We start from the raw sequence: 12,399 nt of genomic DNA on the forward strand, positions 1-12,399 counted from the left end.
GCACCAGGCTGATCTTTCCGGTGTGGCGGATGCCCCGGTCACCAGCGGCCCCCGTTCGCCCGCCAGTGCTGCGCGGGAGTCAGCCAGCCGGCTCGGCCGGGCCGGGGCTCGGCGACCGTCGGCCAGGCAGCCCAACTCGGGAGCTGATTCGCCGCGAGGGTGGGCGCCAGTGGACTGGCATGCGGGCGTGACTCGGGTGTCGGCCGATCGGTGCCCGGACGCTCCGCGTGGGTCGAGCGGCCGGTGTCCGGGTTTGCGGTGGATGGTGTCGAGCGGCGGGTGTCCGGGTTTGCGGTGGATGGTGTCGAGCGGCGGGTGTCCGGGTTTGCGGTGGATGGCGCCGAGCGGCGGGTGTCCGGGTTTGCGGTGGATGGCGCCGAGCGGTGGGTGTCCGGGTTCGCGGTGGATGGTGTCGAGCGGCGCTGCGCCCACAACGCGGCGTTCCGCCACCTGCGGAGCACGTTGGACATGGGATGGCCTCCTCCGGGTTGGGGGTCGCCCCGGCCGGGGGAGGACCGGGGCGACCCGACGCAGGACCGGCCGCCGGGTCGTCGCCTCCACCAGCCGGGCCGCGCGATTCCACCCTGGACTCCGCGCTCACCGCAGGGGAGGATGCCAGCGGTTACTACTCGGCGCGTTCGCGTACTTACCAGATGGGTGAGTGATGAACTTCGAGATGTGGATCAGGGCGTTGAAGGCCGCCCGTGCCGCTGCCGGCGTGTCCCAGGAGGGGCTCGCCACCCTGATCAAGTGGAGCCCGTCGCTGATCGCCGCCATCGAGACCGGCCGCCGCCGACCGACGATGGAGTTCGCCGTGGCTTCCGACGAGGCGCTGCAAACCGGTGGTCTGCTCGCCGAACTACTCAAGGAGGCCGACCGGGAACGCGGCCCCTCCTGGTTCGCGGCGTGGCGCGGCTACGAGCAGGCGGCGACTCGGCTGCGCGCCTTCGAACCCTGTCTGGTACCGGGCCTGCTTCAGACCGAGGAGTACGCCCGAGCCGTTATCTCGGCCGGTGGGCTACAGCCACCGGCGATGGTGGACGAGCTGGTGGCGGTGCGAATCGAGCGGCAACAGCTGTTGCGTGAGCAGCTGCTGCGGCAGGAAGATCCACCGCAGTGCGTCTTCCTGCTCGACGAGAGCGCGGTGCGGCGGCCGGTCGGCGGACCAGCCGTGCTCGACGCACAGCTCGGACGGCTGTTGGAGGAGGCGGAACTGCCGCACGTCCGGTTACACATCATCCCGAACAGCGTCGGTGCACACGTCGGCCTCATCGGCGGCTTCGTGCTGGCCGAGCTGCCGGACGGCGAGCAGGCGATCTACCTGGAGAACGCCGCCCGCGGGCACGTGGTCAACGACCCCGAGACGGTCCGTCTGATCGACCGGAAGTGGGATAGCCTGCTCGGCGAAGCACTGTCCACGAGCGCCTCGCTGGATCTGATCCGAAAGCTGAAGGTGACGCCATGACCGCTGCTGAACCCCGTTGGCGCACGTCGGCCCGTTCTGGTGACACGGGCGGCAACTGTGTCGAGGTGGCGGACAACCTGCCCGGGGTGGTGCTGGTGCGGGACAGCAAGGATCGTTCCGGCCCGTCACTCGCCTTCGCGCCGACCGCCTGGCGGTCCTTCCTCGACCTGACCCGAGAGGCATCGAACCCCGCCGTCCGCTGATCGCCTCACCGACGGTGCCCGCGCCGAGCCGGCCCCGCGGGAAGGTCAGCGCGTGTCGCATAAGGGTGCGCGCGGGGTGCACGGGGTGCGCGTAAGGGTGCGCGCGGGGTCCGCGGGGTGCGCGGGGTGCGCGAAGGATCGCGCGTGTATCGCGTAAAGGTGCGCCGCCCACCGGGCAAGAGCACCCGTGTGTCGTGTGAAGGTGCGCCGCCCACAGTGCAAGATCACGCTCGATCTGGGATCGAGTGGCTTCCACGCAACGACGAGGCCACTCGATCCTGGATCGAGCACGATCATGCGGGTCGCCCATGTGTCGGCGGCCAGCCGGATTTCCCCATGGACGGCCAGTTCCGAAGCTACGGAAGGTAACCACGGGTTGCTGATCGTCCGGCGTTCACGAAGGCGACGATCTCGTCGAGTCCAGGGCGATAGCCGTCGCTGGTGTTTACCTCGATCTCGGGCACGCCGAGCCGGACGGGCTGGAAGCCGTGGTGGCCGACGGCATGGATCTGATGGTCGCCGAGGTATGCGTCGGCGTGGGCACGCCGGATCGAGTTCTCGTCCTGCCGTCGCTGGATGCGATCAAAGGCTGTCTGTGCGGTGACCTGGCAGTGCACGACCCGGATGTCGGCCATCCCGATCAATGGCTGCAGGCCGGGGCGCCAGAGGCGGTCTTGGAAGGCTGCCTCGGCGACCGTGGTGACGCCTGCGGTCAGGAGCAGCTGCAGCACCTTGAAGAACGTGGGCAGGGTCCGAAGGGTCAGCTCGTCGCTCGGTGCGGCAACGAAGTCGTCGGCCGCGTGGGCCATCCCCTCCTTGATCTCGTCCCGGCAGATCGCTGGGCAGCCGATCCTCCGGGCGAGCAGGTGCGCGAGTGTCGTTTTCCCAGCCCCCGACGGTCCGCTGACGATGACAAGGGTCGGGATTGTTCCCATCACGTCGTTATAGCTCCGCGGGGCCCACCGCGCGGCGTCGGGCCGCGCATGGTGTCAACGGCGGCCAGTCTCAGCGCTCGTCGACACATGGGCGTGTGGGGCCGCCGGGAGACTGCCGGCAGAGGTTGAGCGAAGGTTATCCACAGGGGCAGCGCGCGGTACGTGGCGGGTGTCATCGTCGAGGACATGCCCAGATCCTCTCGCCGACCGCCGCAGTTGCGGGGGCGCGTCTTCCGTGGCTCGCGGGCCGTCGCCCGTGGCCTGCTCACCCGGAACGAGCTGCGCAGTTCCGCCTGGCGGCCACTCTTCCGGGACGTGTATGCCGACGCTCAGCTGCCGGTCACCCATCGCACCCGGTGTGAGGCGGTCGCTCGATGGCTGGTCCCGCCGGGTGCGGCGATCGCCGGCCGGTCCGCTGCCGCACTGTACGGGTGCTGGCGGGCCGGTGCCGACGACGCGGTGGATGTCCTCGTACCCCGTGGGGTGCGCGTCGGCTCGGTCGCCGGCCTGCGTGTCCATCGTGGGCCCGTCGACGCGGGGGACGTCGTCGACCGGGTGGGCACCGTCGTCACCTCGCCCGAGCGCACCTGCTGGGACGTGGCGAGTTGGCTCGACCTGGTGGAGGCTGTGGTGGTGATCGACGCCATGTTGTCCCGTCGACTCACGGAGGTCTCGGCCCTTCGCGGGTACGCCCTCGATCGGGCGGGCCGCCGCGGCTGGCGGGCGATGCTTCGGGCGGTCGGTCTGGCGGATGCCGGTGCTGAGTCGCCGCAGGAGTCCCGGACCAGGGTCCGGCTGGTGCTGGCCGGGCTGCCTCGACCACGTACCCAGTGGGTGGTGTCGGACCGGGGCCGTTTCGTGGCCCGCGTCGATCTGGCCTGGCCGGACTACCGGGTGGCGGTCGAGTACGACGGTCTCTGGCACGACGAACCAGCGCAGTTCGACTCGGATCGTCGACGGCTCAACAAGTTGGTTGGCGGTGATTGGATCGTCCTGCACCTGACCGCGCGACGCCTGCGGGAGGACTTCGACGGCTTCGTCGCCGAGGTCCGGGCCGCCCTGCGTGCGCGGGGCCACCGCGCACGTCCGGCTGGTCCCGGGCGGGCACCGGCCATGGTCCGCCCTAGCGACGTGGGGTGACCAGGGCGAGCAGTTCGGGTCGGCGGCGGTCCAGGACGTCGCCGGCCAGGTAGGAGCCGAGCAGCGCCCCGCCGACGCCGTAGGCCACCCCGAGCGGCAGGCCCAGCCAGAGCCAGGCGTCGCCGAGCAGGGCGGCGGCGAGCACCATCGGCACCGCGGCCGCGGCGGTGGCGAGCATGGCCAGCAGGGTGAGGAAGCTCTTGGCCACCCCGGCGCCGCTGTTCATCGCGAACGGGTTGCTCGTCTCGGGCAGCGAGTACGCGCCGAGTACGGAGACGAACGAGTTGACCGCCAGCCCGACGCCGTAGGTGGCGACCAGGGTGCCCGCCATGAACCCGATCCACGTCGGCTCGCCGAGTACCAGGGCGATCACCACGGCGACCACCGCCAGCATGGGCAGCACGTAGAGCGAGAAGGCGGCCATCCGGGCGCGTAGTTCGAGCCGGCCGGGGATGCCGGCAACGACGTTGGCCGCGTACGAGCTGCCGTCGAAGCCGAACTGGTTGGCCAGGGTCACCGCGGCGAGTAGCCCGACGAAGAGCATCGAGAGGCTGACCAGCAACGGTGACGTGTCCCCGGCGAGGCTGAAGCCCTGTTCGCTGTCGAGGCTGAAGCCCTGGCCGCCCAGGTTCACCATCACCGGCACGAAGAGGCCGACCACCGCGATGGTGATCAGGTTGGCCCGTCGGCGGGCGTCCCGCCACCAGTAGCGGGCTTCCCGGGCGACGAGCGCGCCGAACCGGTCCCGGCGGAGCCAGCCGGTGGCCCGCGGGAACAGTTGGGCCACCGCGCCGCCGGTCGCCTCCGGCCTGCCGCGCGTCGGGCCGGCGCTCGCCGTACCGGTCATCGCCGATTCCAGCGAACGCGACCACCAGGCCAGCAACGCGACGATCGTCGCCACGGTGATCAGCAGTTTCAACGGTGCCGCCCACGCGCGGCCCTGCGCCACGTCGATGCCGGCGGTCCACGGCGCACCGAGCGGGGTCCAACCGATCACCGTCGCCAACCCGCTGAGCCGATCCCAGTCGGTGTCGGATATCGCGGCCAGGCCGGCGATCTGCAGCGGCCCGAGCAGCGCGGCGGCGACCGCGAGCAGCACCGCCGCCAGGTCGCGCACCCGACGGGACCGGAGCATCGAGGCGAAGGCGCTGGTCACCGCGCGGGCAGCCGCGACACAGAGGAGCAGGCCGGTGACCACTCCGACGGCCGCCACCAGGGCGGCGGCCCAGCCGCCGAACACCCCGGCGGTGACCACCAGACCGGAGAGCGCCACCAGTACGGCGACCGTGGGCACGCTCACCAGTGCCGCCGCGAACAGGCCGGTGACCAGGGTCCGCCGGGTCAGCGGCAGCAGCGCGAAGCGGGCCGGATCCAGGGTCTCGTCGACGCCGAAGAAGACCAGCGGCAGCAGCAACCAACCGAGCACCGTCAACCCACCGGCGAACGCGGCGATCAGCAGCGCGTACCGGTCGTCACCGGCCAGCCCGGGCGCCGCGAGACCGAAGAAGGCGCCCACCGCGAACCAGAGCCCGATCAGCGAGCCGGCCACGAACAACGCGGCCCGCCATCCCTGACCCCGGAAGTTGTTGCCCATCACGCGCAGCTTGAGCCGGACGAAGTGGCGCGCCGAGACGCGCCGCACCGGACTCGTCGGCGCGTTCACCGGGACAGCCACGACAACTCCTCACCGGTTGCCGTACGCCCGCCGACGACCTCGACGAAGACGTCCTCCAGGGATCGTTCGCCGCGTACCTGCTCCAACGTCCCGACCCGCTTGATGGTGCCGTCGGCGAGGATCGCGACGTGCGAGCAGAGCCGCTGGACGACCTCCATCACGTGGCTGGAGAAGACCACCGTGCCGCCGCCGGTGACGTACCGCTGGAGGATGTCCCGGATCAGGGCTGCCGAGACCGGGTCGACCGCCTCGAAGGGCTCGTCGAGCACCAGCAGGCGCGGGCCGTGCAGCAGGGCGCAGGCCAGGCCGATCTTCTTCTTCATGCCGGCCGAGTAGTCGACCACCAGGGTCCGGCCGGCGTCGGCGAGGGCGAGCACGTCGAGCAGCTCGGTGGCGCGCTGGTCGACCACCGCCGGGTCCATGCCGCGCAGCAGCCCGTGGTACGCCAGCAACTCGGCGCCGCTGAGCCGGTCGAACAGTCGTACCCCGTCGGGCATCACGCCGAGCAGCTGCTTGGCGCCGACCGGGTCGGCCCACACGTCGCGGCCGAGCACCCAGGCACTACCGGCGTCCGGCCGCAGCAGCCCGACCGCCATCGACAGGGTGGTGGTCTTGCCGGCGCCGTTCGGACCGAGCAGTCCGTAGAACGAGCCGGCCGGCACGTCCAGGTCCACACCGGCCACGGCGATCTTGCCGTCGAACCGTTTGGCCAGGCCACGCAGCGCCAGTGCAGGGTGCTCACCAGTCATGCGCCCGACCGTATCCGGTCCCGCCCGACACGACGCCCGACCGGAGGACGATTCACGGCTCATCCGCGAGTCGGACCCTGCGTACCTGCAACCGGGCGGCCCGCTGGCGGGTGAGTGGATCAGGTCTTCGGGTCACCGCCGGAGTACGTCGGGGGCGTGCAGGCGGAGCATGGTGCGGGCGGTGTCGGCGGGGGTACGGCGCCGGGTGGCCAGCGAGACCGCGACCATCACGGTGAAGGCCAGCGGCACGGTCCACGCGGCGGGTTGCGCGGTGAGGGTGGCCGGCCAGCCGGTGAGCGGCGGTCCGAGCACGGTGACCAGTACGGCCGTCACCGCCGCGCCGCCGCCGACCAGGATCCCGGCCGCCGCGCCCGCGTCGGTGAGGCCGCGCCACCAGATGCCGAGCACCAGCAGTGGGCAGAAGCTGGACGCGGCGACGGCGAAGGCCAGCCCGACCACCTGGGAGACGTCCAGCCCGGAGACGTTCAGGGCGAGGACCAGGGGAATCCCACCGGCGAGCACGGTGGCGAGCCGGAAGCCGCGCACCGAGCCGCGGCCGAGCACGTCGGTGGAGATCACCCCGGCGACGCTGGTCAACAGCCCGGAGGAGGTGGAGAGGAAGGCCGCGAACGCCCCGGCGGCGACCAGGGCGGCCATCAGCCGGCCGGTGGTCCCGGCGCCGAGCGCCGCCTCGGGCAGCAGTACCACCACCGCGTCGGTCTGCCCGCTGACCAGCAGCTGCGGGGTGTAGATCCGGCCCAGCACGCCGTAGATCGTGGGCAGCAGATAGAAGACCCCGACCAGGGCCAACACCACGAGCGTGGTGCGGCGGGCGGCGGCGCCGTCGGGGTTGGTGTAGAAGCGCACGAGTACGTGCGGCAGCCCCATCGTGCCCAGGAACGTGGCCAGGATCAGGGAGTACGTGGCGAACAGCCCCCGGTCGTCGGAGCCCGCGTCGCTGGGCAGCAGCCAGTCCGTCGGACCGGTGGCGACCCCGGACACCTCCGGCACCGGCTCGCCCGCCGCGAAGGTCAACTCGTCGCCGGGGCGTACCTCCCGGGTCTGTCCGTCGGGCAGCGTGAGGACGGCGCGGTGCTCGACCACGACGGTGGTCGCGGTCCGGAACGTCGGCCCCTCGGGCGGGGTCACTGCCGGGCGTCCGTCGGCCTGCCACTGCAACGCCAGGAAGATCGCGGGCACCGCGAGCGCGGTGAGTTTGAGCCAGTACTGGAACGCCTGGACGAAGGTGACGGCCCGCATCCCGCCGAGCGCCACGTTGGCGGTCACCACCAGGGCCACCACCACGGCACCCACCGGGTACGGCGAACCGGCCAGGGTGGCCAACGTCAGTCCGGCGCCCTGCAACTGCGGCACCAGGTAGAGCCAGCCGATGAAGATGACGAAGACGGTCGCGAGGGTACGCAGCCGCCGGGAGCCGAGCCGTAGTTCGCAGAAGTCGGGCAGGGTGAAGGCGCCGGAGCGGCGCAGCGGCGCGGCCACGAACAGCAGCAGGGCCAGGTAGCCGGCGGCGAAGCCGACGGGGTACCAGAGCACGTCGACGCCGTACTTGAGGACCAGCCCGGCGACGCCGAGGAAGCTGGCGGCCGACAGGTACTCGCCACCGATCGCGGCGGCGTTCCAGGTCGGGCTGACCACCCGGGAGGCGACCAGGAAGTCGGAGGTGGTGCGGGCCAACCGCAGTCCGTAGAAGCCGATCGCGACGGTGACCAGGGTGACCGCCACGATCGCCGGTACCACGAGGTCGTTGCCCATCTCAGCGCTCCGGCCGCTGGACCAGGTCGGCGAAGTCCTGCTCGTTGCGTTCGGCCAGCCGCACGTACGTCCATCCGACGGCGACCAGGAACGGGAAGGAGAGCACGCCGAGCAGCAGCCATGGCAGGTTGATCCCGAGCACCGTCATCCGGCCCACCGCGGGAGCGATGGCGAACAGCAGCGGCAAACCGCCCAACCCGACCAGCACCACCGCCGACAGTTGCAGTGCGAGGGCGAGTTGGGCGCGGACCAGCCCGCGGATCAGTGCCTCACCGACGCGGGTCTGCTGGGTCAACTCGGTGTGGGCACCCTCGGCCCGGTGCTTGCGCCGGGACACCTCGGCCAGCACGATCCGGGTCCGCACCGGCCGGCCACCGGTCGGCGCACCCGACGACGATCCACCCTGCGCCGGCACCGGACCGGCGCCGCAGTGCGGGTTTCCGGCCCCCGTCCCCGCGCCCGGCGCCGGAACGGAATCGTCGGCAGCAGCCACTCCGGCAGTCTGGCCGGATCGCGGTGATTGTCAAGCGAGCGGCGGCCGACCCTGTGGGCAACCTGTGGACAACCGGTCGACCCTGTGGATAACTTGCCGGGCTGCGGTGACGCGGCTCCGCCGACGCCGCCGGCCCGGTGGGGTTGACGGCACGGGACACCCAACCGGTCCGCTACCGGTTCCACTCCTGCTTGGCGGCCCGGACCAGCTTGTCCTTCAGCTCCCGGGTGTGCCGGCGGCTCACCGGCAGCTCCGTTCCGTCGACCACCACCACGTACCCGGAGTTGACCAGCCGCAGTTCGGCGATCAACCGCAGCTGCACCAGGTAGGACCGATGGATCCGGACGAACCCGGCATCGGCCCAGCGGTCGGCGAGGGTGGCCAGCGACACCCGGACCAGGTGTGAATCCTCCGCGGTGTGCAGCCGGGCGTAGTCGCCCTGCGCCTCCACCCAGCGCACCGCCGACCGGGGCAGCATCCGGGTGGAGCCGGCCAACTCCACCGGGATGGTCGGGTCCTTCTCGGCGCGCGCCAGCGCGGCCGGGTGGGCGGGCACCACCCGCGAGCCGACCACCCGCCGCAGCGCCTCCGACAGGCGTTCCGCGCGGACCGGCTTGCGGACGTAGTCGGTGGCGCCGAGGTCGAAGGCGTCCGCCGCACCGTCGTCGTACGCGGTGACGAAGACGATCGCCGGTGGTCGGGCGAAGCGGCGCAGCACCCGGGCCAGCTCCATGCCGTCCAGGCCGGGCATCCGGATGTCCAGGAAGACCACGTCCACGTCGCCGTCGCGCAGCACCCGCAGCGCCTCGGTGGCGTCGCCGGCCGTGTGCAGCCGGACCACCCGGGGGTCGGCCCGCAGGTGGTACGCCAGCTCGTCGAGCGCCGGCGGTTCGTCGTCCACCGCCAGTACCCGCAGGAAACCAGGGGCGGCGGTGCCGTTGCCGGTCACGAACCGGCCCGTACGCCGGGGTGGAACTTCGGCACCCGCATGCTCACCCGGGTGCCGGAGCCCACGCCTGTCTCCACGACCAGGCCGAACTCGTTGCCGAAGACCGACCGGAGCCGCTCGTCGACGTTGGAGAGCCCGACGTGCTGGCCCGAGTCCTCCCCCGGGTCACCGGTCGCCCCGGCCAGCGCGGCGATGCCGGCGGTGAGTGTGCCCGGATCCATTCCCACTCCGTCGTCCTCCACCGTGATGTGGCACTCGGCGCCCGCGTCCTGGGCCTCGATGCTCACCATGCCCGTGCCGGGCTTGCGCGACAACCCGTGTCGGACCGCGTTCTCCACCAGCGGCTGCAGGCACAGGAACGGCAGGGTCACCGGCAGCACCTCCGGGGCGATCTGGAGGCGTACCTGGAGCCGGTCGCCGAACCGGGCGCGCTCGATGGTCAGGTAGCGGTCGATCGACCGCAGCTCCTCGGCCAACGTGGTGAACTCGCCGTGCGCCCGGAACGAGTAGCGGGTGAACTCGGCGAACTCCAGGATCAACTCCCGGGCCCGCTCCGGGTCGGTACGGACGAACGAACCGATCGCGGTCAGCGCGTTGTAGATGAAGTGTGGGCTGATCTGGGCCCGCAGCGCCCGTACCTCGGCGCGCGCCAGACGCTCCCGGGACGAGTCCAGCTCGGCCAGCGCGAGCTGGCTGCCGGCCCAGTGCGCGGTCTCCAGGGTGGCCTGCACCAGGCCCGGTGCGGGCACGTCGTCGGTCACCGCGACCAGGGCGCCGACGACCCGGCCCTCCGCGCCGGCCAGCGGCGCCACCACCGCCCCCCGGACCGGGCAGTCGATGCGGTCGCAGGCCAGCTCCGACTCGCCGAGCACGGTCGACCGCTCCGCGGCCACCACCCGCCGGGCCGCCGCGCTCAGCTGCTCCGTGTGGTGTGCGCCGCGCCCGTCGAGGGCGAGCAGCCGGTCGGTGTCGGTCAACGCCAGCCCGTCGGCGCCGACGAGCGTACGCAGGTGACGGGCGGCCTTCGCCGCGCCCGCCGGAGTCAGCCCGGCGCGTAGCGGCTCGGCGGCCAGCCCGGCGGTGTGCAGCACCTCGTAGGTGGCCCGCTGCCCGGCGGTCGCGATGCCCCGCCGGCCGCGCAGCCGGGCGACCGCGTACAGGGCCGCGGACAGCGCGGTGACCAGCGAGAGGACGCCGATGACGGCGGAGAGGTTGCCACCCACGCGGACGATCCTGCTCGTTGTGGCCGCCGGAGGAAAGGGTCAGCCGCCCGGATCAGTACGCGCCCTTGCGGGCCACCACCACGCCCACCGTGCGCCAGAGGATGCTCAGGTCGTACGCGAGCGACCAGTTGTCGACGTAGTACAGGTCCAACCGGACCGCCTCGTCCCAGGAGAGGTCGGATCGGCCGGACACCTGCCACAGGCCGGTCATGCCGGGACGGACCAGCAGGCGGCGCCGTACGTCGCCCAGGAAGTCACCGTCGTCGGCGGGCAACGGCCGCGGCCCGACCAGCGACATCTCCCCCTTCAGCACGTTGATCAGCTGCGGCAGCTCGTCGAGTGACGAGGCACGCAGGAAGCGACCCACCGGGAACACCCGGGGATCCTGCTTCATCTTGAACAGCATGCCGTCGGTCTCGTTCTGGTCGACCAGGCTGGCCAGCCGATCCTCGGCGTCGACGTACATGGTGCGGAACTTCCACACCCGGAACGTGCGCCCCTCGTGTCCCACCCGGGGTTGGCGGAAGAAGACCGGGCCGGGATCGGAGATCCGGATCGCGACCGCGATGACCAGGAAGACCGGGATCAACGCCAGCAGGCCCAGGCCGGCGGCGACCCGGTCCATCATGCTCTTGGCCAGCAGCGCCGGCCCGGACAGGGTCGGTTCCTCGACGTGCAGCAGCGGCAGGCCCTCGATGGGGCGGATGTGCACCCGGGGACCGGCGATGTCGGTGAGTTGCGGGGCCACCACCAGGTCGACCCCGGAGCCCTCCAGCTGCCAGGCCAGCCGGCGCAGCTCGCCCGGTTCGGCGCTGGCCGAGCCGCAGACCGCGATGGTGTCGCCGCCCACCTCGCGGACCAGGGCGAGCACGTCACGGCCGGCGTACACCGGGACCGGGGTCTGTACGCCCTTGGCCGCCGCGTAGCCGTCGGTGATGTGGATGGCGACCGGCACCAGCCCGGCGGACGGGTTGCGGGTGACCGCCGTGTACACCTCCAGGCACTCCGGCAGGGTGCCGACCAGCACCATCCGGTGCGCCGCCTGCCGGGTGTTGCGGCGCATCACGTGCAGCACGAACCGGGTCAGGATCCGGCCCAGCAGGATCAACAGCAGGGCCAGCAGCAGCGCGGTGCCGACGGTGAACCGGGACAGGTCGGTCTTGGTGGCGAAGGCGAGGAACGACACCGCCGCGCAGACCGTCACGCCGGCCCGGATCACCCGTTTGAACTCGTCCGGCCCGAGACCGAGACAACGCCGGTCGTACGCGCCGTTGAACCACAGGATCACCAGCCAGCCCAGCGGCAACAGCAGGAAGGCGACGGTGAAGAACCACGTCGGGTCGTCCTGGGCCTCGTGGAAGCCGGCGGTGGCCTGGTCGAAGGTGCGGATCGCCGTGTAGCTGGCGAAGGCCGCCGCCGCGAAGTCGAGCAGCAGCAGGATCGCGGTGTACGGGCGGTGCCAACGGGAGACGCGCCGCCGGGCCCGTGCCCATGCCGATCGGGGTACGCCGTTCGGCGACGGCGGGTTCGGCGGCTGGATCTCGAAGCTGTCGACGTGCCGCACGAGTCTGCTCCGGCCTTCGTTGGTTACCGGGCGCTGGAGGCTTGCCGTCACCTCACCCATGTCCTCCCGCATGACCCGTGCCGCTCACTCGCCGTAAGGGCCCGAGTCGCCCACCGTTCCAGCTTCCCACGCGGATTCCGTCTCGACGCCGACCCGGGGGACTTTGCGTGACGGACTCGTGTTCGCCTGGGATCTGGCCGGCTCCACGCCATCCGGAAGCCGGGGACCGG

The 12,399-nt window shown here is 71.9% G+C and carries 11 protein-coding genes; 3 read left to right on the forward strand and 8 right to left on the reverse strand.

Going from position 1 to position 12,399, the window contains the following annotated elements; all coding sequences use genetic code 11:
* The first annotated feature begins 664 nt into the window (after positions 1-664).
* Both D2L64_RS23105 and D2L64_RS23110 read left to right on the forward strand, forming a co-directional pair.
* Positions 665-1,465 (forward strand): helix-turn-helix domain-containing protein, encoded by an 801-nt coding sequence (locus tag D2L64_RS23105; RefSeq protein ID WP_119579308.1) that lies wholly within the window; start codon positions 665-667, stop codon positions 1,463-1,465.
* A complete protein-coding gene (locus D2L64_RS23110; RefSeq protein WP_119579309.1) occupies positions 1,462-1,668 on the forward strand; it encodes a DUF397 domain-containing protein in 207 nt (68 codons plus the stop codon). Before D2L64_RS23105 ends, D2L64_RS23110 begins: the two co-directional genes overlap by 4 nt.
* Before the next feature lie 356 nt (positions 1,669-2,024).
* On the opposite strand, the gene D2L64_RS23115 is transcribed toward D2L64_RS23110, so the two are convergent.
* Positions 2,025-2,603: an AAA family ATPase gene (locus D2L64_RS23115; protein ID WP_119579352.1), complete on the reverse strand. Its 579-nt coding sequence runs from the start codon at positions 2,601-2,603 to the stop codon at positions 2,025-2,027.
* Between the two features lie 186 nt (positions 2,604-2,789).
* Here D2L64_RS23115 and D2L64_RS23120 point away from each other — a divergent pair, with 186 nt between their 5' ends.
* Positions 2,790-3,743 (forward strand): endonuclease domain-containing protein, encoded by a 954-nt coding sequence (locus D2L64_RS23120; RefSeq protein WP_119579353.1) that lies wholly within the window; start codon positions 2,790-2,792, stop codon positions 3,741-3,743.
* Here D2L64_RS23120 and D2L64_RS23125 read toward each other — a convergent pair.
* From D2L64_RS23125 to D2L64_RS23155, 7 genes are all read right to left on the reverse strand, one after another.
* Positions 3,727-5,418, reverse strand: coding sequence for an ABC transporter permease (locus D2L64_RS23125; RefSeq protein ID WP_119579310.1), 1,692 nt, complete (start codon positions 5,416-5,418; stop codon positions 3,727-3,729). The two genes, D2L64_RS23120 and D2L64_RS23125, sit on opposite strands and share 17 nt — an antisense overlap.
* Positions 5,403-6,167: an ABC transporter ATP-binding protein gene (locus D2L64_RS23130; protein WP_119579311.1), complete on the reverse strand. Its 765-nt coding sequence runs from the start codon at positions 6,165-6,167 to the stop codon at positions 5,403-5,405. Before D2L64_RS23130 ends, D2L64_RS23125 begins: the two co-directional genes overlap by 16 nt.
* A 132-nt stretch (positions 6,168-6,299) precedes the next feature.
* Positions 6,300-7,940: a sodium/solute symporter gene (locus D2L64_RS23135; protein WP_119579312.1), complete on the reverse strand. Its 1,641-nt coding sequence runs from the start codon at positions 7,938-7,940 to the stop codon at positions 6,300-6,302.
* Position 7,941: 1 nt separating this feature from the next.
* Positions 7,942-8,304, reverse strand: a complete 363-nt coding sequence (locus tag D2L64_RS23140) for a DUF485 domain-containing protein (protein WP_199714727.1) — start codon at positions 8,302-8,304, stop codon at positions 7,942-7,944.
* Positions 8,305-8,605: 301 nt separating this feature from the next.
* A complete protein-coding gene (locus D2L64_RS23145; RefSeq protein WP_119579314.1) occupies positions 8,606-9,382 on the reverse strand; it encodes a LytR/AlgR family response regulator transcription factor in 777 nt (258 codons plus the stop codon).
* Entirely contained in the window at positions 9,379-10,605 is a 1,227-nt protein-coding gene (locus tag D2L64_RS23150) for a sensor histidine kinase (RefSeq protein ID WP_119579315.1), read from the reverse strand. The genes D2L64_RS23145 and D2L64_RS23150 overlap by 4 nt, the downstream gene beginning before the upstream one ends.
* A gap of 52 nt (positions 10,606-10,657) precedes the next feature.
* A complete protein-coding gene (locus tag D2L64_RS23155) occupies positions 10,658-12,229 on the reverse strand; it encodes a sugar transferase (RefSeq protein WP_119579316.1) in 1,572 nt (523 codons plus the stop codon).
* Between the last annotated feature and the right edge of the window lie 170 nt (positions 12,230-12,399).

This window comes from Micromonospora radicis, assembly GCF_003583405.1.
Classification (GTDB): Bacteria; Actinomycetota; Actinomycetes; order Mycobacteriales; family Micromonosporaceae; genus Micromonospora; species Micromonospora radicis.